We start from the raw sequence: 25504 nt of genomic DNA on the forward strand, positions 1-25504 counted from the left end.
CGCGCGCCTTCGGGGACCACGCCCCGCACTCCTCGTGGACCGCTCCACCATCAGGTGAGAGCAGGCCGCTCCTACACATAGGAGAAGCGGCTTGATCCAGCCGACCACCACCACCGTCACCCTCACCGCTGACCGGGACTGGCTCGCCTCCCGGCACGGCACCGATTCCACCGAGACGATCACCCTCGATCTGACCAAGTACACCAAGAGCACCCACTACGTCGAACCCACGGCCGCTGGCCCGCACGGCTTCGTGCGTTCCGGTGTGCCCGTAGGCCGCATCACCGCTTCCGGCCTGTACGGGGCGTACGACCCGGCCGCGACCGACGGCCGCCAGGTCCTCGCCGGCCTGGTGTTCGCTGAGGCCGCGTTCACCTCTGGCCAGACCAAGATCCCGGCAGCCCTGCTCTGGCACGGCACCGCGAAGGCATCGAAGATCCCGGGCGGCATCGACGTCACGAAGATCGCCGCGAACCCGGCGGCCGCTCAGATCCGCTTCCTGGCGGTGAGCTGATGAGCATCGCCGACCTGCTCAAGAACGTGTCCGTCGCGGACCTCACCGTCTACGCCCGCTCCATCCCGAACCCGCAGGACTTCCTCCTCACGCAGACCGTCTTCGCGGAGACGCAGGTGCAGGACGTGAAGTGGCGCATCCGCAACACCAAGCGGCGCGTGAACACGGCCTCCTACCGCGCGTACGACGCGTCCGTGCCGATCGCCCGCCGGCAGGCGGAGCAGACGACCACGGAGGGCACCCTGCCCGCCCTGGGCCAGAAGCTCCTCGTGGGCGAAATGGAACAGCTACTCCTCGACGCGACACGCGGCGCCGACGAGGACCGCCTGACCGAGCTGCTCTACGACGACGTCGAGCGGCACGTAGAGGCCATCCGCTCCCGCCTGGAGCTCGCCGCCGGTGACGTCCTCGTCGACGGCCGATTCAGTTTGGCCGGAGAGAACGGGCTGACCGTCGAAGTGGACTACGGCGTCCCCGCGGCGAACATGCCGACCGCCCCCAAGCCGTGGTCCGATCCGGCTGCGGACCCTCTCGCGGACGAGCTTCGGTGGATCGACTACCTCGACTCCATCGGCGCCCCGGCCCCCGAGATGGTCCTCACCTCCCGCAAGGCGGCCTCCCACCTCGCGGGCAACCAGGCCTACCGGGCCGCGTACTACGGCACCCCGGCCGGCAGCCAGACCCCCACGTCCGCGCTCACCCCGGAACAGGTCAACTCCGTACGCGGAACGTACGGACTGCCGCCGATCACGCAGTACAAGGCCCAGGTCTGGCAGGACGACGTGTCCAAGCGAGTCCTGCCCGAGGACAAGTGGATCCTCCTCCCGCCGGACCGCCAGCGGTGGGGCCAGACCCAGTACGGCACCACCGCCGAGTCCCTGGCCCTGTCCCGGGGCACGGACCCGCAGATCGAACGGCAGGAAGCGCCGGGCATCGTAATCACGCGGGACGCCCACGATGACCCGGTGCAAATCTGGACCAAGGGCGCCGCCGTCGCCATGCCCGTCCTCGCGGCTCCGGACTGCCACATCACGGCGACGGTCCTGTGAGCGCCGCCGTGAAGGCAATAGGCCTTCTCGCCGCCACGGTTCACGTCCTCGATCCGGTCGAGCGCGTCCCGATCGTCCTAACGCCGGGCACGGAGGTCACGGACCCTGCCGTCGCCGCGCAGATCACGCACCCTGCCTGCTGGGAGTCCGAACCGGCGCCGCCGAAGACCACCCGAAGGACGACCTAGAACCCGGCCGGGGAGGAGCAATCTGCTCCTCCCCAGGCCGTGCCTGGAAGGACCGCATGGACACCGAGGTACTGCGCTGGCTCCTCGCCCAGCTCGGTCCCGACACCGACCCGAGCGACCTAGCGCAGCGATACGAACACCTGCACTCAGCTCGTGCCGTCGCGCAAGAGGTCCTGACCCAGCGGCTCAGCACCCTGCTGGCCGAACCACTTCGCGTCACTGTCAACGGCATCGCCACGATCGACCAGTCCAGCAACGTGGCTGCCCTCGAGCGGCGCCTCGCCCAGCTCGCCGGACAGGCCGCACCTGACGACATGGCTGATGGTGTGCTCGAAGTCGTCACCGGAATACCGCTGGTGCCCCGCCAACGACGGTGAACGATCCTCTCGCCGAGGCCGCGCGGCACATCGCCGGGGTGTCCGCGCACGAGCTGAGCGCGATCACCAACCGGCACCTGAGCGTGGACAAGATCAACGAGGAGATCACCTACGTGGTCAACGCGTTCATGCGCCTGGACCTGGTCAAGGCGTGGGGCGACGGGACTTCTGTAGCGGCCGAGGGCACACAGATGGACACCTCCATCGACAACCTCCTCGCCGAGTCCTCGATCCGGTATGGAGGATCCGGTGGAATCACATGTGCCCTGCGGCGTGCGGAAGGCCGTCTACATCATCGACGGGCTGCTGAAGAACGCCTCCACGTGCCGCCCCTGCTGTGCCGCTCCGACACGAACAGCGGGGATCCTGGCCGGTCCCAGGCATCATCGAACTGGCCACGAACGCCCTCGACGTACCACACCAGCTGATCCCGGGAGCCGTTGATCAGCGGAGCCATGCGCTGCTTGGGGTCGCGCCTGCGCGAGCCCTTGCCAAACCGTACGTGGGCCTTGCCGAACGGCCCCACGTCCCACAGCAGGTCTGGCAGATCAAGACGCGTAGTCTCGCCGTACACCGTGTGCCAGCAGACCATGCCGTTGGTCACGACAATCGGGCACCACGCCTGCTCGTTCTGCTGCTCAGGCTGACAGCGCGCCGACCGACACCACGACAACGGGCCAGGTCAGGGGCTACTCCGTTGTCTTCTCGGCGAGTGATACTGAGACCCCTACTCCGCCGGCGGCTCGTAGTTCGGGTTCTCCCAGACAAAGTTGATTTTGTTGCCTTCCGGGTCCACGAGTTCCGACATCTTGATGAAGTCGTAGTCCTGGATCTCCCCGGAGGTCACGCCCGCACCCGCGAGGCCGGCGAGATGGGCATCGATGTCTTCGACGCCGATGGCGATGCTCGTCTTACCGGCAGTCTCCGGGGCATAGGCGACCTGGATCCATCCGTTGTCGACGAGCTGCCACTCCGCGACGCCCTCCATGGGCTCGACGTCAGGGCCGCGCCCGATCCACTTCCTATACCACGCGATTGCAGTCGCATGATCAGAGACCGGCAGGACCGCATTGACGTTCTTGAAGCTCGGCATGGCCGACTGTCCCTTCAGGTTGCTGGATGCTTGATTCCGCGCCACCGGAGGATAATACACCCAAATGTCCGATTCACTTTGGTTGCCCACAGCAGCCCACCCACACGGCCAGCGTTTCTGGCCGGTCAGCCCGTCACCGAGCAGGACACCAACCGCGGACGCAAGAAGGCCCTGGAAGCCGACATCCTTGACCCCGGACACCCGATGCACGACACGTACATCAACCAACCCGACCCACGCCAACGACTCCCACAACAGCGTCAAGTACGGCGACCTGCCCGAGGAAATCCCTTACCGCACCCGAGACTGCGCGCGCGATAGTGGGGCCGGACCGGCACCCACGACTTCATCCCCGGCCACGAACTACGCGCCATCCAGGCCCGCGTACGCGAGCACTTCGGCAGCACGAGGACACCGGCAATCACACCGCCGGGGCCCTGCTGTCCCTTTCGGCCGTATCTCGGCTGACCCCCTTGTTCACTGTGGTCAGTCCCTCCGGCCGCGCAGGCCGACGGCCCCGCGGGTGAAGGCCCGACCCGGCCGATCACCAGGTCGGCGGGCGATGTCGGGGTGCGGGCCAGGGCAACGGCCGCCATCGCGTGCAGACCGCCGAACGTGTCCAAGCTGCCCGGCTGCGTCTCCCGCCAGATCTCGGCAGGCCCGGACGCCATCCGGCTCCTGCTGGCTTGGTAGACCGACACCGCTTCCGCCGACGTCTCCATGGCCGATTTCGCCACCGCCCCGGCCACCGCCGCGTTCATGGCGCTCATCCAAGCCGACACGATGGTCCTCAACCGCTACGGCATCGACAGCTGAGCGACCCTCCGGGCACGGCGTGTGGCGAGACTGACCTTCGGCGGGCGCCGCGGCGCCGGGTCCGCTTCGTGGCCCCTGCCAAGGCCGGCCGCGTTGAGGCCCGCTCGCGTAACCGGAGTCGACGGCAGGGTCCTGCGGCCCGGGGACATATCGCGTTGCGAGGTGACCTCGCACCGACGAGCGGGGGGTTTTCGTGATGGACGAGTCACACAGCCCCGGCCAGGCGTCGTGTCGGCTGACCTTCGTCGCACATCTACTCGTGCCGTCCGCGGTTTACGTACGTCGTTCGGACTCCCGGAAGCCTGTGGGGGTGGTGCCGCTGTGTTCTTGGAAGTATTTGGTGAAGTTCGCCGCGTCCGTGAACCCGAGTGTGGTTCCGATCTGGCAGATGGGCGTGTCGGTGTGCACGAGCAGCCGCTTGGCTTCGAGGACGACGCGGTGGTCGATGAAGGCCTTGGGTGTCTGGCCAGTGGCGGCTCGCACGGCGCGGAGCAGGGTGCGGCGTGAATAGCCCAGCATGCTGGCGTAGTCGCTGACGTTGCGTGTGTGTGAGTGACTGCGCTCGACTTGGTCTCGGAATCGAGGGAAGACGGTGCTTTCGGTGGGGGGCGTCCTGTCTGAGAGGGCGTTAAGTCCGTTTCTGGTAGCGGCCTCGTCCGGGCTGGGTGAGGAAGCCTTGACGGGTGAGGCGTCCGAGGCGGCTGCGGGTGATGTTGACGGATGCCTCGTCGGTGGGCATGCCGAGGAGTTCGTGCAGGTCACGGGCTCGGAAGACCTGGTCGGGGTGCTGGTTGAAGGTATTCACGATGGCCTGGTAGGCGGTGTTCGTCTCGGGCGGATCGGGGTCGCCTCCAGCTGGTGCGAGTTCGGTGATGACCTTCCGGGTGGTGGCCAGGTCCCCGAGTCGCGCTTCGGTCTCGGCGAGGGCGGCGGTCAAGTGCACGATCTGGTCGCGTAGTTCAGAGGCCCGGGCTGTGGTCTCGTCGTGCTGGGCCTGGAGGCCGGCCATGAGCTCGGTGACGTTCACGCGGCCAGCTCGAGGGTGTCGCGCCAGGCCGGACTCGGTGTGGTGAGGCGGCGGCCCATGTTCGCGATCGAGGCCCAGTAGACGCGTGAGGCGGAGGTGTCGGGCCGGTGGTCGTACTCACGGGCGAGGCGGCGGTGCAGCATCAATGTGCCGTTGACCTGCTCCACGATCCACCGCTTGGGCTGCGGAATGAAGCCTTTGCCCTGGTCGGCGGGGTTGCGGCGGACGATCTCGATGTCGATGTCCAGTAGGGCGCCGTGGATGAGGACCTCGTCCTTGAAGCCCTGGTCCACCAGGGCCTTCTCCAGGCGGTTGCCGCACCGCTCGGCGGCCTGGTCGAGCAGGGCGGTGCCGGCGGCGTTGTCATGGGCGGAGGCGGCCAGCACGACGACGCCGATGATCAGCCCCAGGACGTCGACGGCCAGTCCCCGCTTGCGGCCCGACACCTTCTTGTTGGCGTCCAGTCCCGTCGTGGTCTTCGGGACACCGGCGGCCGCGCGGACGGACTGGGTGTCGATGATCACGAGGGACGGGTCCTCTAATCGCCGGGCTCTCTCCCGCACCTGGCAGCGAAGGAGTTCCTGGATGCGCTGGTCGAGGCCGTCCTGGCGCCACAGCGTGAAGTAGTAGAACACCGCTGACCAGGCCGGCAGGTCGTGGGGCAGGTAGCGCCACTGGCAGCCCGTTCGGTTCTGGTAGAAGATCGCGTTCACGACTTCCCGCAGGTCGCAGGCCCCGGGATCACCGGTCGCCGACCGTGCCACCCGGTCCTGCTTCCACGCCGTGATCATCGGCTGGATCAACGCCCACTGCTCGTCCGATAAGTCGCTGGGGTACGGCTTTCTCTCCATGGCTCGCATCTCAGCATGAACATGACCAGCAGGTGGCCGGCGTGGCGATCAGTACCACGATCGAGCGATCACGAACCGAGGAAGATCGGACTTAACGCCCTCTGAACGGCGCGCGACTTCCGCAGCGCGCAGAAGGAACATGGATACGCAGTGGCGTAGTACGTCGTTGCGGACGCCGGCCGGAAGGGTCGTGGTGTCGAGGTACTCGTGCCGTAGCCGAGCCAGGGATCCCTCGAGCTGGGTCAGCTCTTCATGGTCTGGCCGCAGTACGGGGGGCTGGTGTTGGATGTGGCGGCCGGCGGCGGTCGCGGTGGCGCGTGATACGAAGCCCCTCCTAAGGGTGACGGCGGTGGCGTCATAGTGCGCGGGATCGGAGAAGTGGTGGATCTGGCCGGGCCGGGTCCATAGCAGGTCGCCTGCCTTCAGCTCGTAGTCGGTGAAGTCGACCTTGTGCGTGACGCTTCCGCTGTGGATGAGGGCGAAGGCGTGGAAGTCGGTGCGGTGGGGGCGCTGCATCAGGCCGCCCGGTTCGATGAGGGCGGCGAACTCGGCGACTGGACGTACCTGGACACCGGAGGGGGCGCCCGCCAACCGGTCGATGGCGGCGATTTCGATGCCGTCTTGCCTCGTGGTCACAGACTGCTCATCTTCCGCCAACAACTTCTTCCATGGCCCGGGTCCGGCGCCGCGAGCCGCTTCGGTGTGGCCACCCCGCGGGGAAAGCCGGACGGAGCCGGTGCTGCCGGTAAGGATTTCGGTGCTCGGCCGGTGAGGTGGTGCTTCGGGGCTGGGCGTGTGCTGTAGCCGCGCCGCGTGAGGGCGAAGGAACTCGACGGTGTCCCTGGTGCTCGCACTACTCATGGTGACCGGTGGAGGGTGGTGCGCGGCCAGGGTCGTAGGCCCCGAATGACAAGGGACCATCGACCCGGCGGGGGACGTCCAACGACGCACGGTCCTGCGTGCTGCGGAGGCCGGGCACGGTCCGCGGCCCTTGGGCCTACGGCCGGGCCGGACCCTTTCGCGGTGCGTTGTAACGGCTCCGGCCTCCCAGGGCCGACCGCCCCTGCGGCGTCAGGAGCGTATTCGCTCTCCTCGACTTCCCGGGTCCCGGTAGGGGCCCGCTCGGCATGCCCACCCGGCTACCGCGCAGGACGTGTCCCAGATTCACCAGCAGACGACTCACGGCCACCTTTCACCCTCTCTGCCCGGTTCGTACGTTTGGGGTGTCGACGGAGGGCTTCATGTTCCGGTCGGCGCCCCAGTGAAGGAACCCCGGCCTTGAGGCTGTTCGGCTCCCAAGACGAGCACCGGGCCGAGGCCGCGCCCCAGAAGGACATCGCCGTGACCATCCGCACCCCCGTCAAACTGGCCGTCGTCTACTACTCCTCGACCGGTGTGAACAGCGAGATCGCCCGGGAGATCGCCGAGGCCGCTGAGAAGGCCGGTGCGGAGGTTCGTCTGTGCAAGACGGCGGAGCTGGCGCCGCAGGCGGCGATCGACTCCAACCCGGCATGGGCCGCGAACCACGCCGCCACCGCCGACGAGGCGGTGGCCACCCCGCAGGACATCGAGTGGGCGGACGCGGTGATCTTCGGCTCGCCGACCCGGTTCGGGAACATCGCCTCGCAGCTCAAGCAGTTCCTCGACACCCTCGGCGGTCTGTGGGCACGCGGCAAGCTCGCCGACAAGGTCTACAGCGGCTTCGTCTCCAGCTCCACCGCGCACGGCGGCCAGGAGTCCACCCTGCTGGCCCTCTATCACTCCGTCCACCACTTCGGCGGCATCCTCGTCGCCCCGGGGTTCACCGACCCGTCGAAGTTCGCCGACGGCAACCCGTACGGCACCAGCCACGTCGATGCCAACGGCAGCAACCCCATCGGTGACACCACCCGCAACGCCGCCCGTGTCCAGGCCGAGCGAGTCGTCAAGATCGCCGCCGCACTCAAGACCGGCCTCGCCGCCTGAAACGCGGGAGTCGCTGCCCATCACCTGGCGGCAGGAAAGCACCCTGCCCTCACGACCGGACGGCCTGACCGCCCCGGCACCTACCCGTGTCGCCCGCACCCCACCAACCCACCAACCCACCAAGAGGGAGAACACCATGACCCAGTCCATGCAGTCCTCGATGGCCGGAAAGATGACCACTCAGGTCTACGACGGCATCACGATCCACACGTACACCGCACCCGAGGACAGCGTGCTCGTCACCACGCAGATCGTGGAGACCCCGGCGGGCCTGGTGATCTTCGATTCCGGGCTGTTCATCGAGTACTCCGCCGAGTTCGCCGACTACGCCGGGTCCCTGGGCCGGCCGGTCGAGCGCATCGTGCTGTCGCACATCCACCCCGACCACTGGTCCGGCCTGGGCGTGCTGCACGAGCACTTCCCCGACGCACCGATCTACGCCTTCCGCGAAGTGACCTCGTACATCGAGACCAACGGGCAGACCATGCTGGACACACGCAACCAGGTCTTCGGCGGCCGTCTCGCCAAGACCCCGACCCTGCCCACGCACGACCTCGCCGAGGGCGCCACCGAGATCGGCGGCGTGACCTTCGTCTTCGAGAAGGTACGCGAGGGCGAGGCGCATTGGGGCACCGTGGTCAAGATGCCTGAGCAGCATGTGTTGATGGCTTTCGACATGGTGGCGGCCCCGAACACGCACATGTTCACCGCGGAGGGCGGTTTCGACGCCTGGATCGCTCACCTTGAGGACTTCAAGCCGCTGCGCGAGCAGGGGTACACCACCATCCTGGTGGGCCACGGGCCGGCCACCGACTTCGATGTTCTGGACGACCTCATCTCCTACCTGCGCAGCGCGATCGCGGCGCACCGGTCGTCGAAAACCCCGGAGGAGTACGCCGACCGCGTCAAGGACGCATACCCGTCCTACTACGGCGGCGCGTGGGTCGACTTCTCCTCCCTCATGCTCTACGGCGTCATCAACCCCTGACCGGCCCAGGCGGCCGGGACTCGACGCACCGGCCCCACCGATCCGCTCCAGCGCGAGTGTCTGCCCACGATGCCCCCGCATGGGCAGACACTCCGCGGGGATGGCGCAGGGTGATGCATGCGAGAGGCGGGCCTCCAGCCGATGACGCGGGGCAGCCGTGACACCCGAGTGCATCGGGTGTCAATCCGTTGTCATCTTTCGTTTGCGAGGCGGCGGGCGACTTCGCCCAGCCCGTCGGCGAAGTGGGCGAGCTGCTGCGGGCTCAGGACGTCGATCAGTACGGCCCGGACCTCGGCGAGGTGTCCGGGGGCGGCGTGTGCCAGGCGGGCGCGGCCGGCGCTGGTGAGAACGGCGTAGACGCCACGGTTGTCGCTGCCGCAGGTGCGCCGGTGCACCAGGCCGGCGTTCTCCATCTGGGTGATCTGGTAGGTCAGCCCGCTCTTGACCGTGTACAGGGCGGCAGCGAGCTCTGTCATGCGCATCTCGCCGCCCTCTGTTTCGGCCAGCCGGACCAGGACCTCGAACTGGGCGTGGGACAGCCCTGCCTCGTCCCTGAGCTGCTGATCGACCCGCCGGTTCACCAGAGCACCCGCGGCGAGGAAGCCCTTCCAGGCCCGAATCTCGTCCTCGTTCAACCACATTGCGTCCACCATGATGTCCACCATACAAGCAGTTGTTCAAATTCGAACTATCGACTACGGTGGGACATCGTTCAGATTTGAACTACCCCTGTCTGCTGAATCCGAGCGGAGCCGCCCCTATGAACAAGATCCCCGCCATCGAAGTGCCCCGCGCCGAGATACGCACCCGGGTCACCGTGCCCCTGAGCTTCGGCGACGGCTATGCCGTCGCCGCCGAGATGACGACATTCCACGGTCTGGTCGACGGCCGGGAACACCTCGCTCTCGCCCTCGGGGCCCCCAAACCGGGCAGTACGCCCCTGGTGCGGCTGCATTCCGAGTGCCTGACCGGGGACGTGTTCGGCTCCGCCCGCTGCGACTGCGGCCCCCAGCTGCGCGAGTCCGTCGAACGCATCGCCGCGGCCGGCGGATATCTCCTCTACCTGCGCCAGGAAGGACGCGGCATCGGCTTGTACAACAAGCTCGACGCCTACGCCCTCCAGGACCAGGGCCTGGACACCTACGAGGCGAACACCGCCCTTGGCCTGCCCGAAGACGCCCGCGACTACACCGCCGCCGCCCAGATGCTCATCGCCCTCGGCGCACGGTCGCTGGACTTGCTCTCCAACAACCCCGACAAGGCCGAACAGTTGACCGCCCTCGGCGTCCACGTGGCGAGCCGCGTCCGCACCGGCGTCCACGCCACCGAGGACAACCTGCGCTACCTGAACGCGAAAGCCACGCACACCGGCCACACCATCGACTTGCCCCACATTCCGGCCCAGGCCACGCCGGCCACCTGCGGCGCCTGAGCCCGCCGGCACCTGCGCCCGCTCCGCCCGCACCCGCCCCACACACAAGAAGGAGGATGTCCATGACCATCCAGGCGCCCGACCGTATGCCGAGCCTCTATCTGAGCCACGGCGGCCCCACCCTCCTGGAGGACGCCCACTGGCCAGGCCAGTTGGCGGCCTGGTCCGCCGAGCTGCCGAGCCCCAAGGCCGTCCTCATGATCTCCGCGCACTGGGAAGAGGCCCCGCTCGCGCTCGGCGCCACCACCACCGTCCCGCTGATCTACGACTTCTGGGGCTTCCCCGAGCCCTACTACCGCCTCCAGTACCCCGCACCCGGCGCCCCCGAGCTGGCCGAACGCGTACGCAAGCTGCTGCGCGCACCGGGCATGCCCGTCGAGGACCTGCCCGAGCGCGGCCTGGACCACGGCGCGTACATCCCGCTGATGCCGATGTACCCCGACGCGGACGTGCCGGTGCTCCAGATCTCCATGCCGACCCTGGACACCACCAAGCTGATGGAAATAGGCCGCAGGCTCGCCCCGCTGCGCGACGAGGGCTACCTGATCATCAGCAGCGGGTCCTTCACCCACAACCTGCGCGCCCTGAACCCCGAGAACAAGGCCCACGCCGTGATGGCCGAATTCGACGACTGGGGCAGGCGGGCCATCGACGCCGGCGACGTGGACGCCCTACTCGACTTCCGCAACAAGGCCCCCGGCGCCAAGTTCACCCACCCGCGCGAAGAGCATTTCGTCCCACTCGCCGTCACCCTCGGCACCGCAGAAGAGCAGCTGGGCTCCCGACGCCAGATCATCGACGGCACCTGGATGGGCCTGTCCAAGCGATCCGTTCAGTACGGCTGAGACCCAGGGCTCCGGCCCCGCACCACGGGACACCGCAGCACTTGCGGTGATCTCCCCCCACCAGGAGTTCGCGATGCCCTCATCCCTCGCCCAGGTCGCCACCGACCAGGCCGCACGATACGCCAAGAAGCTGGCCTCCCACCTCGGCCGCAAGATCCCCGTCGAGACTCTCCCGGGCACGATCCGACTGGACTTCCCCCTCGGCCACGGCTTCCTCGTCCCGCAGCCCGGGCAGCTCCTCCTGAGCGCCACCGCGGAGGATCCCCACGCCCTGGAACGAGTACAGGACGTCCTGGGCCGCCACCTCGAACGCTTCGGCCGGCGCAACGAACTCACCGTCACCTGGCAGAGCCAGTGAACACACCCGGCCTGCCGCGCCCGTACGTCCTGCTGAGCGTCGCCATGTCGCTCGACGGGTACATCGACGACGCCACCCCCGAGCGTCTCCTGCTGAGCAACGCACAGGACTTCGACCGTATCGACCAGATCCGGGCCGAATCCGACGCCATCCTCGTCGGCGCCGGCACCATCCGGGCCGACAACCCCCGGCTCCTGGTGAACAGCGAGCACCGCAGGAGCGACCGGCTTGCCCGAGGCCGCAACGAACACCCCCTGAAGGTCACCATCTCGGAAAGCGGTGACCTCGACCCACAGGCACGGTTCTGGCACTACGGCGGGACGAAGATCGCCTACACGACCGATACCGGAGCCAAGGAGCTGCAGCAGCGCCTCGACGGGCTTGCCGACGTCGTCTCCCTCGGCCCCACCGTCGACTTCGGCGCGCTCCTGGACGACCTGGGGGAACGCGGCGTCCGCCGACTCATGGTCGAAGGAGGCAGCCGCTTCCACACCACCTTCCTCGGCCAAGGCCTGGTCGACGAGATCCAGCTCGCCATCGCCCCCGTGCTCGTCGCCGACCCTCGAGCACCACGATTCCTCGGCCCCGCCGCCCACCCCGCAGGCCCGGCCCGCCTCATGGCCCTGGCGCAAGCCCAGGCCATCGGCGACATGGCGCTCCTGCGGTACCTGCCGAAGGAGGAAGGCACCCGATGACCCCACGCCCATGGACAGACATCGACTACCGGTGGATGCTCGAGGCCATCGACCTTTCCCGCCGCTGCCCACCGGCCCAGGGCGCCTTCAGCGTCGGCGCGATCATCGTCGACAAGCACGGCGACGCTGTCGCCCGCGGATTCTCACGCCAGGGCGACGACCCGCACGTCCACGCGGAGGAGGGCCGCTCTCACCCAGCTCACCGACAGCGAACGACTGCCGGGCGCCACGATCTACACCACCCTGGAACCGTGCAGCAGGCGCGCATCGCGCCCACTGTCCTGCACCCAGCACATCCTCCGGTCGGGCCTAACCCGCACCGTGATCGCCTGGCGCGAACCCCCACTGTTCGTCAACAACTGCCAGGGCATCGAAACTCTGGCCGCCGCCGGCCTCACTCTGGTGGAGATCCCCGAACTGGCCGAAGCCGCACGCGCCGTCAACAGTCACCTCCCTCTCTCCGGGTAGCAAGACCCGCCGCGGTGATCAACGCCCTGCCGCCGCCGCGGATCACGGCTCCCCCACACGTCCCCCAGCCGCGGCAGCGATCACACCCATGCGTCCAGCACGACGAGCCGCGGCCCGGGCCGCGGCAGCCTCCACCCGACGAACACGCGAACCAGCCACCTCCAACCCGCCCTGACAAACCCCCGCCACGCGAAGCCCACGCCGAGCATCAGAAGTTGCGAATCGCCGCGTGAAGTCAACGTCCGACGCCTGTCCGAAAAGCGCGAGGCCCTCACGGCCACGCGCCGCGGGGTGCAAGGGCGCCGGGGTACTACGGCTGGTCTTCCTTGAGCAGGCCGTATGCCTCGAGCAGGGCTCCGATTTCCGTTGATTCCAGCCGGTGCAGCAGATGCTTGCGTACGAAGTCAGGTCCTGGAATGGCTAGTTCGGCTCTGTCGCGCAGGTGGCTGGCGGCGTCCAGGAGGACGCGTACGTCGTAGGTGGAGCCGAATACTTCGGGTACGCCGCGTTCGACAGCGAGGAGTTGGTAGGCCGCTTCCATACCGGTACGTACGGAGTACTCGGTGGTGAAGATCGTGTCTCGGGTCGTTTCGGCGAACTGGCCAATGAACGCGAAGTTGACGGCCCCTTCCGGCACCACGGCCGGCCGGTCGCCCGCCCGGCGCGGCATGAAGAAGGACGTGACGTAGGGCATCATCACCGGGACGCACCGGGCACCCGTCGCGGCGAGCTCGGGGATCTCCTCCACCGGGACTCCGAGGTGGTAGAGCCACTCCTGAGTGATCTCCTCGCCAGTGCACTCCTGCATCGGCTTGCGTACATAGTCGCCGGGCCGGTCGACGAAGAGGGAGTAGACCCAGACGACGATTTGGCCGGGGGGCTGCTGCTTGAAGTGTGGTTGCCGGTTGACGGTCCAGCTCAGCAGCCAGCCGGAGTCCCTGGCGGTGACGATGCCGCCGGTGACAACCTTCCCGGCGAACGGGTCCCGCTTGGCGATCCTCTGGATGTGGCGGGGGATGCGGGGGTCGAGGGTCGTGACCGTCGCCGACTCCCATTTGCTCTCCGCGATGTTCCCGCAGAACACCTCAGGCCGTCCGAAGGACGCGTCCTTCGCGGCAATTCGGCGCCACAGTTCCCAGGCCGGAGCGGGTCCTTCGTTCAGTCGCGCGGGTGTGTGATGGTCCCCATTGTTGGAGTTTTCGGTGAGCGAGCCGATCGTCGTGCAGACCAGGTCGTCCTCGCCCAGGTCGACGCCGCCTTCCTGCCCATCTGTGATCCAGTGGATGCGGGTCGCCAGTTTTCGCCCGGGCGTGATCTCGAAGTCGATGTCCGTGACTTCAATGCCGAAGCGAAAGGTCACGCCCTGGTCGACGAGCCAGCGCGTCAATGGCAGGACCATCGACTCGTACTGGTTGTACTTGGTGAACTTCAGCGCGGACAGGTCCGGCAGACCGCCGACGTGGTGGACGAACCGGTGCACGTACAGCTTCATCTCCAACGCGCTGTGCCATTCCTCGAATGCGAACATGGTGCGCCAGTACAGCCAGAAGTTGCTGTCGAGGAACTCCCGGCCGAAGACCTCATTAATGCGCTTGCCCTCCAGTTCCTCGCGGGACGCGAGGAAGACCTTGACCAGGTCCTTCTGGGCGCGGTCGCTCAGGGTGAACAGGCCCTTGGTCCCGGCGTCCAGGCCCTGGCGTTCAGTGACGCGCTGCAGCGAGAGGTTCGGGTCGTCCTTGTTGAGCCAGTAGAACTCGTCGAGGACCGACGCCCCGTCGATCTCCAGGGACGGCACCGAGCGGAACAGGTCCCACATGCATTCCATGTGGTTCTCGAGCTCACGGCCTCCCCGGATGACGAAGCCCTTCTCGGGTTCCTTGATGCCGTCCAGAGCCCCTCCCGCCAGCGCCAGGCGTTCCAGGACCGTGATGTGCTCTCCAGGGACCTGTCCATCCCGTACGAGGAAGGCCGCACCGGCCAGCGAGGCCAGCCCGGACCCGACGAACCAGACCCGCTTACGGTCGGCTCCATCAGGCTTGCGAGGCCGTGCGAACGCCTCGTAGTTCCCACTGCTGTAGTACACGCCTACTCCTCGCTCATCAGGTGCTCGCTCTACCCACCCCCAGGCGCGGGTCGGGCTCGACCGCACCGGGCGCCGGGAGCATTCATTCACCCCCCGCGCCGTACACCCCGCATACTGTCGAGGCCGAACGGGTGGACTTCGGGTCGGGCGGGCAAGTCACCCGTTCGCCGCAGGCCCGTGCTGCCGGCCCCGTCGCCGCTGCGGCGGGGCCTGCACGGGAAGTCGCGGATGACCCGTTGGGACGTAGGTGTTCAGGCCAAGGAGAAGGCCGACCGCTCAATCGGGCACTCGATGACCCGGCCGGTCAACCGATGGAGCCTGCCGACGCGGACGCGTACTTCGGGCAGGTGGCCCGACGACCGCACGAGCTCGACCGCGTCCCACTTGTACTCGTCCGAGTATCGCTTCGTGTACTCGCTTCCCACCTGGCACTGCTTCCTCTGGGCTCTCACGTCCCAGTCTCCAGGCGTCCACGATCAAGGGGAAGCTTCAGCTGCCGGATCGCCTCGGAGACGGTGAAGCGATCCAACTCGAAGAGCTCGGCGAGGACCTCGTGCGGCAGCTGGTGTCGCAGGTGGATCAGGGTGACGAGCAGCCGGTCGAAGAAGCCCAGCGTCGGCTTGCGGCCGACCCGTTTCACCCGCTTGCGCTCTCCGCCGCGTGCTGCCCGCAGCGTGGACTGCCGGGCTGCTTCCCACGGTCCGGCGAGCTCGGCGGCCAACTCGCCGAAATGTGCGCGGGTCACCCACCCGTGCGGTCCTCTCATGCCACAGCCCGACCCGGACGATCACCATTTCCCCCGAGGTCATAACCCCAGCCGTGCGGATTGTAAAGTTTCCGAACAGTCTGGGTGGCATCATTTTCAGCCAATTTCAGATTCGGTTGCTCCTCGGAGGTATAGACCAGCCTACGGTGGTGCCCGTATCTGCGTCCGCGCCTGACGAGAGGTTCTGTCATGCCCCGTTACCTCTGCATCGCATTAGAGCTCAGGCGGGAGATCCAGGACGGGCAGCCGGCTCCGGGTGTTCGCCTTCCTTCCGAGCGGTCCCTGGCTCAGCGGTTTGCCGTGAACCGCCAGACCGTGCGCAGCGCCCTGCAGAAGCTCAGAGAGGAGGGGCTCGTAGTGACCGCGAAGCGGGGGACTTTCGCCGCCGCGATGGCCATGCCTCCGGCGGGGCCGGAGCAGGCACTGCCCTTGCAGTTCCCTGGGAGTGCGGAGGGCGTCTTCGGGTCCCGTACGCGGTCCCGGCTGTCCCATGTCACAGTTCCACCCGAGCTGTCACGGTCTCTCGGGCTGCGCCCGGGCGAGCCGACACTGGTTCACTGTCATCGGACTGTCGGTCCTGACGGAGAGTTTGTCCAGGACGCCGTCAGCTACTTCACCCCGGTGGCCGTCTCGCAGATTCCTGAGCTCTCGCGCTATCGGGCCAGGCTACGCCCCAACGATGCCGATCTACGTCTGTTCTATCTGTGGATGGACAGGGCCGGGCTGCAACCCAACCTGCGTGAATCGATTACGCTCTCACGTGCCGGCGTGCCAACCATCGGGCCGGGACATGCCCTTCTGCACGTACGCCGCCAGGTACGCGATCAGCACGGACGCCTCCATGTCATCACCGTGCTCTCTTTCACTCCAAGCTGGCAGGAGCTTGAGTTCGAGTTTGCCGGCACCTCGGCGGTCACGTCCTGTCGTCGCTGACCGGAGCCCAGGAGCCAGACATGGGGTCTGTCCGTGAGGTCGCTCCGGCCGGCGAGGCGCAGGCCGCCTATCTCAACTGCGGAGCGAGGCACACGGGTGAGGCCCGTCCCTGGTGTGGCGGCGTCGGAAGGCGGGCAGTCCCCTCAGTGCCGAGGATGGGTGCGACCTCACCGCCCCACCTGCTGTCAGGAGCCCTTCTCATGCTGGAGCGCACGCTGCGCAAGGACCGCACTGAGGTCACCTTCGTCCCGTCCGCCGACACCCCACCCGGCACGGTCAGCGTGGTGGGCGACTTCAACGACTGGCACCCCGGCGTGCACACCCTGCGGCCGCGCAAGGACGGGAAGCAAGCTGTCACGGTCGAGCTGCTACCTGGCAGCCGGCGACTACTGGTTCAACGACGAGAGCGCCGGGGACCGCGAGGGCTCCAACAGCCGCCTCCACACGCCAAGGTTGAAGTCGCAGGAATGAGGCTTCCATCACGATCTGAGCCATGAGCTTGCCTCCTTCACCACAAGTGCCGTGCTTCCCGCATGCCCGCTCGAATGGCACCGGCCTTCCCCAGGTACTCGGCCGCCCAGGTGGACATCGCATCACCTGAAGCGTTCTCTGGGAGCATAGGCGCGGCAGTACTCCGAGGAGCGCCGGTGGATGACACGTTTCGCGCCGCAGTCCGCCCCTTGCGGCGGGATGCGTGCGAGGTGAGTGTGGCCGGGGAGCTGGACGTCGACACAGCCCCGGAGCTGCGTGCTGCCCTCGCCCAGGCGATGGCCACGTATCAGCAGGTCACCGTCGATCTGGCCGGGCTCCGGTTCTGTGACTGCACGGGGCTAGGCGCACTGCTGGCCGCAGCCCGCACTGCGAAGGCCGGGGGCGCCGAGCTCCGGCTCCGCTCGGTACCTGACTGCGTCGCCAGGCTTGCCCGGCTCTTCCCCACCGACGGCGCCTTCTCCAACGAGCAGGCCAATCACTGACAGCCCCGTATGGTCACTCTCCGCGAGGGCTGAGAGCGCGGGGCGGCCCGCCAGGGCTTGGCCCCCTCAGCCCGACCAATCGTCCGGCGAGCCGAGAGGAGACCACACGTTGGCGCCGGGAGGGCCAGGCTGTTGGGGCTCGTTGAGTTTTCGGAGAGCGCCATCAAGGCGCGCGGTGAAGACATGCGAGCGAGCTGTGTCAGACCTGCCACCGCCCACGCACACAGGACTGCTGTCGCCGGTCACCTCAGCCGAGTCCTGTTTGGCCTCCGCACAGCCAGATCTGGACGCGTCGACACGACCCGAAACCATCTCTCCTTTCGCCTATGAAGCCACTCGTTGCCGACTGTTGATCTACGGGAAGTGGTCTCGACTAACCTCCTTCTGCTGAGCCACCCAGCTCGCTCCCTCACCGCGGAGGCCACGCGCGGACGCCTGCCCCCCCTTCTCGAGGTGGGCCGGTTCCCCGGCACTCGTCGGGGGACGGGGCCTCCGTCACGCTTGACTGCCGCCCGGGATCGGACAGCAGACCTTGCAGATCCAGAAGTATTCGCGGCGCGGCATCACGCGCATCTTGTGGCTTAAAACTGACCGCCAGCACCGACCCGACGAACGCCATCGCGGCGATCGACGGTTGGTCGCTGTCGAACCAGGCAATCGAGACCCCGGACCTGGGCTCGACGTTCGAGTCGAAGATCCCCGGTACTGATCAGGCGGACGTCCCTCGGCTTCTACGAGCACAAGTCGGCGACGAGATCGAGCGCCACCTGACGAAGGACTCCACCGGCTGGGGCTGTGATCCTCCGCAAGGGCGACATCCCCAGTAGTCGGTCCAGGGACGTCTTCCCTGTGCGGATCGGCTCCCGGTCCCCGCAGCACTCCGTCGACAACCAGGCCGCCAGGTTCACGTTCACGTTCTCGATCACGGGGAAGCCGCTCCAGGACGTCGTGGTGCCGCCCGCCGCCCCCACGGCGCTGCCTGCTGCCCCGTGAGCTCCCAAGCCGGGCCTGACGTGTCCCTGCGCCCCCATTTCTTGTTGGCGTGCGCTCGACGCAGGCCCGGCCGGGCCCCCCGTCGTCCACCCGCACCGCGGAGACGCCTGCGAGCAGGATTGCGGTCACCTTAGCGATGGGGCCGGGTCATCTGATGCTGTTCGGTGCCCCGGCCTGGGTGGGCGCCTCGGTGGACCCGGTGGTGGGAGTAGTCGCGCCGGGCCGGTGGTCGATGAGGACGAAGGCCACGAGAGAAGCCAGAACGAGGATGCCGGCGGCCCACCAGATCGCAACGGAGTAGCCGTGAACCATCGCCTGCATCTTCAGCAATCCGGCGGAGCCTGGGTCTGTGGCCGTGCCGGCATGAGCTGCCGCGTAGGTCACGGTTGCACTGGTGGCAAGGGTGTTGAGCAAGGCGGTACCGATCGCCCCGCCGATCTGCTGCGAGGTGTTGACCATGGCGGAGGCGACGCCTGAGTCCTCGGGACGGACACCCAGCGTGGCGAGGTTCATCGCTGGCATGAAGGCGGTGCCCAGCCCCAGGCCCATGACGAGCATGCCTGGAAGCACTATCGCCGCGTAGGAACTGTCGACCTTGATCTGGGACAGGATGGCCAGCCCCACGGCGGCGACGAGGAAACCGGGAGCCATCAGATTGCGCGGTGCGACGCGGGTGGTGAGACGGGCGCCGATCTGGGTGGATCCGATCATCATGCCGGCGACCATTGGCAGGAACGCGAGGCCGGAGAGCACCGGGCTGTAACCGCGGACCACCTGAAGGTAGAAGGTCAGGAAGAGGAATAGCCCGAACATGCCGACGACAGCGATGCCGAGCGAGAGGTAGGCACCACCCCGATTGCGGTCCAGCACCACCCGCAGGGGCAGCAGCGGTTCCTTCGTGCGGTTCTCCACCACGACGAACGCGACGAGGAGAATGGCGGACGCGATGAACAGGCCGATCGTCCAGGGGGCGCCCCAGCCGTCGCTCTCCGCGCGCGTGAAGCCATATACGAGGGAGACGAGGCCGGAGGAGGCGAGGAGGACGCCCGGGACGTCTAGGCGGCGGGCTCGGTGGTTGTTGTCGCCGACGGGTTCACGGATTACCAGGACAGCGCCGATGGCCGCGATGACAGCGAAGAAGATGTTGACCAGGAGCGTCCAGCGCCAGTTGAGGTATTCGGTGAGCACTCCGCCGAGTATGAGACCGACCGCTGCGCCGCCGCCGGCGATCGCCCCGTAGATCCCGAAGGCCTTGGCACGTTCCTTGGTGTCGGTGAACATGACCGTGATCAGGGACAGGGCCGCCGGTGCGAGAAGTGCGCCGAAGACGCCCTGGAGGGCTCGCGCTCCGAGCAGCATGCCCGTGTTGACGGCGATACCACCCAGCGCCGAGGCGAGGGCGAAACCGATGACGCCGACGGTGAAGGCCCGCTTGCGACCCCACAGGTCGGCGATGCGTCCGCCGAAGAGCAGCAGGCCGCCGAATGCCAGAGCGTACGCCGTGACGACCCATTGCCGTGTGCCATCGGAGAAGCCGAGGTCTGTCTGGGCGGACGGCAGGGCGATGTTCACGATCGTTCCGTCGAGGACCACCATCAGCTGGGCCAGACAGATGAACAGCAGCGCCTTCCAGCGTCCGGCGTCGGGATGCGTGTCGGGAAATGGCATGTCGGGTACACCTCATGGCATTGGCTAGGGAGAGGATTGTGCGGCCGGTCGGCATCCGGCGGAATGGCCGCCATGGCAGACCACGAAGGCTTCGGGAGCAGCTTAGCGACACGGTGCCGTTCCGATAAGATGGTACCTCCAATGGGCCGTCTAGCGAAACGGCCCCGTGTCGCTAAAGAAGGTCCCTCATGTCCCTGCCTGCCGCCCCACGCAAGACGCGCCGCTCCCGTCTCTCTCCTGAACGGGAACAGGAGCTGTATCGGGCGGTGGTCGATCTCGTGCTTGAGGTGGGGTACGAGGCCCTGAGCATGGAGGGCGTGGCTGCGGCTGTCCGCTCCAGCAAGGCCACTCTCTACCGGCGGTGGAACAGCAAACCCCACCTCGTCGCCACCGCTATCCGGCACACCAGGCCCATGGAAGGCACCGACCTGGACACCGGATCCCTCTACGGCGACCTCCACGGAGTTGCGGACCAGATGGGCAGCGCCACCGGAGACGGCACTGAGCTGATGCAGGCGATGGCCCACGCCTCACGTCGTGATCCGGACCTCGCAGCCGCGCTGCGCGAAACGATGTCCGCACCCCGGATCGCCCTGCTGAACGAGATCCTCGGGCGGGCTGTCCAGCGCGGTGAAGTCGCCGCCGAATGTGCCGCCGCCCGCTTCGTGCCGCACCTCCTGGTAGGCGCCATGATGGCCCGCTTCCCCGTGGAAGGCCGGGAGCCGGACGCGGACTACCTGCACCAGTACGTCGACCTCGTCCTCCTCCCCGCCCTCACGACCGAGCGCCCTCCGGACGATGGCGTCGGGGCCGGCTGACCAGTCCTCGGTCGCGCGCGAGCCAAGTCGACGCTCGGCTCAGGCGATCGCCTCTGACCAGGCCGGATGGCAGGACACTTCTTGCAGTACCGGAATGCCGACGGCGTTGGTGCTGGCAGCGCGGTCACCTGCCATCGGGACGTACCAAGCCGGTCCGGAACGCGATGACGACGAGCTGGGCCCGGTCGCGCGCGTGCAGTTTGGTCATGGCTCTTTGTACGTGCGTCCGGACGGTGAAGGGACTGACGTGCATGCTCCGGGCGATCTCGTCGTTCGAGAGGCCCGCGCCGACAAGGGCCGCTACCTCCCGTTCTCGGCCGGTCAGCACCTTCAAGGGTTCTTCCGAAAGCTCCAGCGGTGGCCCTGGAAGGGCGAGGAACCGCGCGATGAGGGCGCGGGTGGCCTGGGGAGAGAGCAGGGAATCGCCCGCCGCCACGGTGCGGACCGCGGTCAGGAGATCCTCGGTGCTCATTCCTTTCCCTACGAACCCGCTCGCTCCGGCCTTCAAGGCCTGCGCCACGTACTCGTCGATCTCGAAGGTGGTGAGGATCAACACCCGGGTATCGGAGAGGTTCGCGTTCGCGCAGATCGCGGCGGTGGCCGCGAGGCCGTCCATCCCTGGCATGCGGATGTCCATCACCACGATGTCGGGTCGGGTGGCCACCGCCCGTTCGACTGCCTCGCGGCCGTCGGCTGCCTCCGCGACCACTTCCATGTCGTCGGCGGAGTCGATGAGCAGGCGGAACGTACCGCGCAAGAGGGCTTGATCGTCGGCGAGGAGTACACGGATGGTCACGTCGGGGTTTCTCCCTCGCTGGTGGGGTCAATGGCATGGGTGTGCAGGGGGAGTTCCGTGGACACCCGGAAGCCGCCTTCAGGCCGTCGGTCTGTTTTCAGTCGTCCTCCGACGGCGGCCGCCCGCTCCCGCATGCCGATCAGCCCGTAGCCGGACGGGGTGTCCGGCTGCCGGTCGCGGGCCACCCCGCTGTCTTCCACGGTGATCACCAGCCGGTTCCCGGTGTATCTGAGCGTGAGGGAGGCGGCACCGGTGCCGGCATGCTTGATGACGTTGGTCAGGGCCTCCTGCACGATCCGGTAGGCCGTCAGGTCCACGCCCGCGGACAGCGGGCGTTCCTCGCCCTCCCGCCGGACCGTCACCTCCAGTCCGGCATGCTGGAACGATTCGACCAGAGCGGGAATCTGGGCGATTCCCGGGGCAGGTTCCAGGGGGGCGGCCGGGTCATCGGGCTGGCGCAGGAGTCCGACGGTGGCCTTGAGTTCCTGCAGGGCGGAACCGGTCGTCTCGGTGATCTGCTCCAAGACGGCGCGGGCCTGCCCGGGGTCCCGGGCCATCAGATGAACCGCGACGCCGGCCTGGGCGTTGGCCAGGGCGATGTGGTGGGCGACGACGTCGTGCAGGTCCCGGGCGATGCGCACACGCTCCTCGGCGACGCGCCGTCGGGCCTCCTCCTCGCGGGTCCGCTCAGCGCGCTCCGCGCGTTCCTCCACCGCGGCCAGATAGCCTCGCCGGGAGCGGACCGCGTCACCTACCGCGCCGGGCAGCAGAGCCCAGGCCAGCACCGCCACCTTCCCCGGCTCCAGCCATGAGCCGGGGCTGAAGGCGAAGGCCGCCCCCGTGAGGAGGGCGGCCGAGGACAGGCTGGACAGCCAGGAGGTGCGCCGGTCCGTGCGCACGGCGTACAGCCAGAGCGACACCATGGCGGGACTGAGCAGGAACGGATTCGGGCGGAAACCGAGAACGATGAACAGCGCCCCGCACACCACGGTCACGGCGGTGACCGTGCGCGGCAGACGACGATGAGCCGGCACCGCCGCACAGGACGCCGCCGCGATCACGATCGCAGAGAGCCGCAACGGCCCCCGGAACCCGTCCGCGCCGAGCAGGGACCCCAGCAGGGACGGCGCGAACAGCGCGGCCGACGCCAGGCCGCCCATCATCAGCTCGCGAGTACGGCTGCCGCGTCGCGGGAATCCGGTCGTTCCCATGTACCTCTGTCCTCAAGCAAACGCTGTGCCATTTTGCGGTCTGTCCGCAATTCTCCCTTGCCTGGCCGCGGGGTTCTCAGACGCGGCTGAGATCCGCCGGCTTGGACTCGGTGGGCGGAAACTGCCTGCCGAGCCCTTCCCCCTCGACGTCCACGTGGGGAATGAACCGCTCGAGCCGGGCGGGAAGCCACCACGCCTTGTCGCCGACCAGGGCCAGGACTGCGGGGACGATTGCCATGCGGACTACGAACGCGTCGAACGCGACGGCCGATGCCAGCCCGACACCCATCATCTTCAGCATGGGCTCGGGCATACCGATGAACCCGGCGAAGACGGCCACCATGATGAGCGCGGCAGCCGCCACCACCCTGGCGCTGTGGCGGAAGCCGCTGACAATCGCCTGGCCGGGGCGCTCCCCGTGGACATACGCCTCCCGGATCCGGGTGACGAGGAAGACCTCATAGTCCATGGCGAGACCGAACACCACACCGATCATGAAGATCGGCATCATCGACATCACCGGGCCGGTCTGATCGACCCCGAAGAGGTCGGCGAGCCACCCCCACTGGAAGACGGCGACGATCACGCCCAGACCGGCCGTCACCGAGAGGAGGAAGCCGAGCGCCGCCTTGATTGGCACCAGGAGTGACCGGAACACCACCATCAGCAGCAGGACGGCCAGACCGACCACGAGCGCGAGGTAGGGCACCAGGGCGTCCGTGAGCTTCTGCGAGACGTCGATGTTCATCGCCGTGGTGCCGCTCACCAGGACGGTGGCACCCGTCTCGGCCTTCAGTCCGGCGGCCTCACCACGGATGGTATGCACCAGGTCCTTGGTCGCGGTCGTACTCGGACCCGAGCCGGGCACCGCAGTGATCATCGCGGTGCTGCCATCCTTGCTGAATTGGGCAGGCGAGACAGCAACAATCCCCTCCGTCGCGGCGACGGACTTCGACACCCGCTGCGCGGCGGACTTCGGGTCGTCAGCCCCCTTGGCATCGACGAGGATCGTCAGGGTTCCGTTGAAGCCGGGGCCGAACCCGTCGGACAGCAGATCGTAGGCCCGGCGCTGCGTCGTCGAGGTCGGCTGTGCCTCATCGCCCGGCAGCGCCAGCTTCAGGTCCATCGCCGGCACGGCTACGACGCCCAGCCCCACCACGCCGAACAGCAGTACCGCGACAGGCCGGCGCAGCACGAAACGGGCCCAGCGCACGCCGAGGCCGCGCTCCCGGTATCCCTCAGCCGGCGTGATGGACCCCGGCCGCCGCTCTCCGCCGGCGCCGCGCGGGAGCACTTTGGCTCCGGCGAATCCGAGCAGGGCGGGTACGAGGGTCAGCGCGATCAGGACGGCGACGATGACGGTGCCGGCCGCGGCCAGGCCCATCTTGCCCAGCATGGGTACTCCCACGACGGACAGCCCGGCGAGGGCGATGACGACCGTCAGTCCCGCGAAGACCACCGCGGAACCGGCGGTCCCCACCGCTCGGCCGGCCGCCTCCCGTGTTTCATGGCCTTCCGCGCGCTCGGTGCGGTACCGCGACACGATGAACAGGGCGTAGTCGATGCCTACCGCAAGGCCGATCATCATCGCCAGTTTGTTGGTCGTCGCCGACAGACCCAGCATGCTGCTGAGCGCCGAGATCGACGCCACGCCCAGCCCCACACCGATCAGGGCGGTCAGCAGCGGAAGCCCTGCGGCGACCAGCGACCCGAACGTGATCACCAGAACGAGGGCCGCCACGGCGACACCGATCAGCTCGGTCGTCGGATTCGTCTCGGGTGACTCCTTCAGAGCGGTACCGCCGACCTCCGCCGTAAGCCCCGCATCCCGGACGTCCTGTGCCGCGTCCCCCAGGGACGCGGTGGTCGACGGGGTCAGATCGTGCGCCTTCGCGTCGTAGGAGACCGTGGCGTACGCGGTCGAGCCGTCCTTGCTCACGCCTCCCGTCGCGAAGGGGTCGGTGACCGAGGTCACCTGAGCTCCGGCCTTCAGGTCACCCAGGGCCTCGTCGATCACGGCCCTGTACGCGGTGGCAGTTACCTGCTGGCCGTCGGGAGCGGCGAACACCAGACGGGCTGAGGCGCCGTCCGCCTTGACGCCCGGAAACCGTTCGTCCATCAGATCGAAGGCACGCTGCGCCTCCGTGCCCGGCACGGAGAACCCGTCGTCGGGGGCCGTGGGCGCCAGTGCAGCGCCCACCGCCGCAATGGCCAGCAGACCTATCCACAAGAGGGCGACGAGCCGCCGCCTTTGGAAGGCCAGCCGGCCCAGGCGGTAAAGGAGTGTGGCCACGAGGAGAAGAGCTCCAGTCCTAGGAGGCCCTCACAGAAGCGGGGGGCCTGCCCCGAGCACGGTGCTGCTGCGCCGCTCGGGGATGCGTACAAGGTGTCGGAGCGCCCGGAGTCAAGGTCCGGCCGCGATTCCGCAGCCTCCAGCCTGCCCAGAGGCGGCCACGGAGTCGTCGTCTGCGTGCAGGCAGCTTCCCGTAGTGCCGATGCAGTACGCCTGCCGGCCCGTACGGCGGTGGTATGAGCCGCTCCGGATCCCTGCTGCAGCCTGAGGCGGCCATGCCCACCCGGATTCGCCAGTCTGAAC

Annotated in this window: 27 protein-coding genes and 1 pseudogene; 15 read left to right on the plus strand and 13 right to left on the minus strand. The window is 67.9% G+C overall.

Annotated elements, in window-relative coordinates; translation table 11 throughout:
* Positions 1-91: 91 nt before the first annotated feature.
* The 4 genes from ACTVZO_RS13645 to ACTVZO_RS13660 all read left to right on the plus strand — a co-directional run bounded on the left by ACTVZO_RS13645 (position 92) and on the right by ACTVZO_RS13660 (position 2556).
* A complete protein-coding gene (locus tag ACTVZO_RS13645) occupies positions 92-514 on the plus strand; it encodes a head decoration protein (RefSeq protein WP_443298638.1) in 423 nt (140 codons plus the stop codon).
* Complete coding sequence (locus tag ACTVZO_RS13650) at positions 514-1563, plus strand: major capsid protein (protein ID WP_443298639.1); 1050 nt, start codon at positions 514-516, stop codon at positions 1561-1563. Before ACTVZO_RS13645 ends, ACTVZO_RS13650 begins: the two co-directional genes overlap by 1 nt.
* A 244-nt stretch (positions 1564-1807) precedes the next feature.
* Entirely contained in the window at positions 1808-2128 is a 321-nt protein-coding gene (locus ACTVZO_RS13655; protein ID WP_443298640.1) for a hypothetical protein, read from the plus strand.
* Positions 2125-2556 (plus strand): Tn3 family transposase, encoded by a 432-nt coding sequence (locus tag ACTVZO_RS13660; protein WP_443298641.1) that lies wholly within the window; start codon positions 2125-2127, stop codon positions 2554-2556. The genes ACTVZO_RS13655 and ACTVZO_RS13660 overlap by 4 nt, the downstream gene beginning before the upstream one ends.
* Positions 2557-2855: 299 nt before the next feature.
* On the opposite strand, the gene ACTVZO_RS13665 is transcribed toward ACTVZO_RS13660, so the two are convergent.
* The 5 genes from ACTVZO_RS13665 to ACTVZO_RS13685 all read right to left on the minus strand — a co-directional run bounded on the left by ACTVZO_RS13665 (position 2856) and on the right by ACTVZO_RS13685 (position 6572).
* The gene (locus ACTVZO_RS13665) at positions 2856-3485 is read right to left on the minus strand and encodes a VOC family protein (RefSeq protein WP_443298642.1); all 630 of its coding nucleotides are present in this window, start codon (positions 3483-3485) and stop codon (positions 2856-2858) included.
* Between the two features lie 825 nt (positions 3486-4310).
* Complete coding sequence (locus ACTVZO_RS13670) at positions 4311-4556, minus strand: helix-turn-helix domain-containing protein (RefSeq protein ID WP_443298643.1); 246 nt, start codon at positions 4554-4556, stop codon at positions 4311-4313.
* A gap of 109 nt (positions 4557-4665) precedes the next feature.
* Positions 4666-5064, minus strand: coding sequence for a hypothetical protein (locus tag ACTVZO_RS13675; protein WP_443298644.1), 399 nt, complete (start codon positions 5062-5064; stop codon positions 4666-4668).
* Entirely contained in the window at positions 5061-5915 is an 855-nt protein-coding gene (locus ACTVZO_RS13680; RefSeq protein ID WP_443298645.1) for an IS5 family transposase, read from the minus strand. Before ACTVZO_RS13680 ends, ACTVZO_RS13675 begins: the two co-directional genes overlap by 4 nt.
* A gap of 48 nt (positions 5916-5963) precedes the next feature.
* Positions 5964-6572, minus strand: coding sequence for an AraC family ligand binding domain-containing protein (locus tag ACTVZO_RS13685; RefSeq protein ID WP_443298646.1), 609 nt, complete (start codon positions 6570-6572; stop codon positions 5964-5966).
* A gap of 690 nt (positions 6573-7262) precedes the next feature.
* On the opposite strand from ACTVZO_RS13685, the gene wrbA reads away from it, so the two are divergent.
* Both wrbA and ACTVZO_RS13695 read left to right on the plus strand, forming a co-directional pair.
* Positions 7263-7880 carry an NAD(P)H:quinone oxidoreductase gene (gene wrbA / locus ACTVZO_RS13690; protein ID WP_443303161.1) on the plus strand — a complete coding sequence of 206 codons (618 nt, stop codon included), beginning with the start codon at positions 7263-7265 and terminating at the stop codon, positions 7878-7880.
* Between the two features lie 136 nt (positions 7881-8016).
* Positions 8017-8868 carry an MBL fold metallo-hydrolase gene (locus tag ACTVZO_RS13695; protein ID WP_443298647.1) on the plus strand — a complete coding sequence of 284 codons (852 nt, stop codon included), beginning with the start codon at positions 8017-8019 and terminating at the stop codon, positions 8866-8868.
* Positions 8869-9059: 191 nt separating this feature from the next.
* On the opposite strand, the gene ACTVZO_RS13700 is transcribed toward ACTVZO_RS13695, so the two are convergent.
* Positions 9060-9521, minus strand: coding sequence for a MarR family winged helix-turn-helix transcriptional regulator (locus tag ACTVZO_RS13700; RefSeq protein ID WP_443298648.1), 462 nt, complete (start codon positions 9519-9521; stop codon positions 9060-9062).
* Positions 9522-9628: 107 nt separating this feature from the next.
* On the opposite strand from ACTVZO_RS13700, the gene ACTVZO_RS13705 reads away from it, so the two are divergent.
* From ACTVZO_RS13705 to ACTVZO_RS13720, 4 genes and pseudogenes are all read left to right on the plus strand, one after another.
* On the plus strand, positions 9629-10300 hold the full coding sequence (locus tag ACTVZO_RS13705) for a GTP cyclohydrolase II (RefSeq protein ID WP_443298649.1): 672 nt from the start codon (positions 9629-9631) through the stop codon (positions 10298-10300).
* A 62-nt stretch (positions 10301-10362) separates the two neighbouring features.
* Entirely contained in the window at positions 10363-11145 is a 783-nt protein-coding gene (locus tag ACTVZO_RS13710; RefSeq protein WP_443298650.1) for a DODA-type extradiol aromatic ring-opening family dioxygenase, read from the plus strand.
* Between the two features lie 73 nt (positions 11146-11218).
* Positions 11219-11503, plus strand: coding sequence for a DUF2218 domain-containing protein (locus ACTVZO_RS13715; protein ID WP_443298651.1), 285 nt, complete (start codon positions 11219-11221; stop codon positions 11501-11503).
* An 11-nt stretch (positions 11504-11514) separates the two neighbouring features.
* Positions 11515-12666, plus strand: a pseudogene (locus ACTVZO_RS13720) (dihydrofolate reductase family protein).
* A 310-nt stretch (positions 12667-12976) separates the two neighbouring features.
* On the opposite strand, the gene ACTVZO_RS13725 reads toward ACTVZO_RS13720, so the two are convergent.
* The 3 genes from ACTVZO_RS13725 to ACTVZO_RS13735 all read right to left on the minus strand — a co-directional run bounded on the left by ACTVZO_RS13725 (position 12977) and on the right by ACTVZO_RS13735 (position 15494).
* Positions 12977-14749, minus strand: a complete 1773-nt coding sequence (locus tag ACTVZO_RS13725) for an oleate hydratase (protein ID WP_443298652.1) — start codon at positions 14747-14749, stop codon at positions 12977-12979.
* 251 nt (positions 14750-15000) lie between these two features.
* Complete coding sequence (locus ACTVZO_RS13730) at positions 15001-15174, minus strand: hypothetical protein (RefSeq protein ID WP_443298653.1); 174 nt, start codon at positions 15172-15174, stop codon at positions 15001-15003.
* Positions 15175-15197: 23 nt separating this feature from the next.
* The gene (locus ACTVZO_RS13735; protein WP_443298654.1) at positions 15198-15494 is read right to left on the minus strand and encodes a transposase family protein; all 297 of its coding nucleotides are present in this window, start codon (positions 15492-15494) and stop codon (positions 15198-15200) included.
* A gap of 210 nt (positions 15495-15704) precedes the next feature.
* On the opposite strand from ACTVZO_RS13735, the gene ACTVZO_RS13740 reads away from it, so the two are divergent.
* The 4 genes from ACTVZO_RS13740 (at position 15705) to ACTVZO_RS13755 (ending at position 18415) form a co-directional block, all read left to right on the plus strand.
* Positions 15705-16448 (plus strand): GntR family transcriptional regulator, encoded by a 744-nt coding sequence (locus tag ACTVZO_RS13740; RefSeq protein ID WP_443298655.1) that lies wholly within the window; start codon positions 15705-15707, stop codon positions 16446-16448.
* 647 nt (positions 16449-17095) lie between these two features.
* Positions 17096-17422, plus strand: coding sequence for an STAS domain-containing protein (locus ACTVZO_RS13745; protein ID WP_443298656.1), 327 nt, complete (start codon positions 17096-17098; stop codon positions 17420-17422).
* Positions 17423-18009: 587 nt separating this feature from the next.
* Positions 18010-18249, plus strand: coding sequence for a phage tail tube protein (locus ACTVZO_RS13750; RefSeq protein WP_443303162.1), 240 nt, complete (start codon positions 18010-18012; stop codon positions 18247-18249).
* Complete coding sequence (locus ACTVZO_RS13755; protein ID WP_443298657.1) at positions 18218-18415, plus strand: phage tail tube protein; 198 nt, start codon at positions 18218-18220, stop codon at positions 18413-18415. Before ACTVZO_RS13750 ends, ACTVZO_RS13755 begins: the two co-directional genes overlap by 32 nt.
* A gap of 147 nt (positions 18416-18562) precedes the next feature.
* Here the strand turns inward: ACTVZO_RS13755 and ACTVZO_RS13760 are convergent, their stop codons facing one another.
* A complete protein-coding gene (locus tag ACTVZO_RS13760; protein WP_443298658.1) occupies positions 18563-20083 on the minus strand; it encodes an MFS transporter in 1521 nt (506 codons plus the stop codon).
* A gap of 266 nt (positions 20084-20349) precedes the next feature.
* Between ACTVZO_RS13760 and ACTVZO_RS13765 the strand changes: the two genes are divergently transcribed.
* Positions 20350-20901, plus strand: coding sequence for a TetR/AcrR family transcriptional regulator C-terminal ligand-binding domain-containing protein (locus tag ACTVZO_RS13765; RefSeq protein WP_443298659.1), 552 nt, complete (start codon positions 20350-20352; stop codon positions 20899-20901).
* Between the two features lie 124 nt (positions 20902-21025).
* On the opposite strand, the gene ACTVZO_RS13770 is transcribed toward ACTVZO_RS13765, so the two are convergent.
* From ACTVZO_RS13770 to ACTVZO_RS13780, 3 genes are all read right to left on the minus strand, one after another.
* Positions 21026-21697: a response regulator gene (locus tag ACTVZO_RS13770; RefSeq protein WP_443298660.1), complete on the minus strand. Its 672-nt coding sequence runs from the start codon at positions 21695-21697 to the stop codon at positions 21026-21028.
* Positions 21694-22908: a sensor histidine kinase gene (locus ACTVZO_RS13775; protein WP_443298661.1), complete on the minus strand. Its 1215-nt coding sequence runs from the start codon at positions 22906-22908 to the stop codon at positions 21694-21696. Before ACTVZO_RS13775 ends, ACTVZO_RS13770 begins: the two co-directional genes overlap by 4 nt.
* Positions 22909-22984: 76 nt before the next feature.
* Positions 22985-25201 carry an MMPL family transporter gene (locus ACTVZO_RS13780; RefSeq protein ID WP_443298662.1) on the minus strand — a complete coding sequence of 739 codons (2217 nt, stop codon included), beginning with the start codon at positions 25199-25201 and terminating at the stop codon, positions 22985-22987.
* Positions 25202-25504 lie beyond the last annotated feature (303 nt).

This window comes from Streptomyces sp. IBSNAI002 (assembly GCF_052244475.1).
GTDB lineage: Bacteria > Actinomycetota > Actinomycetes > Streptomycetales > Streptomycetaceae > Streptomyces.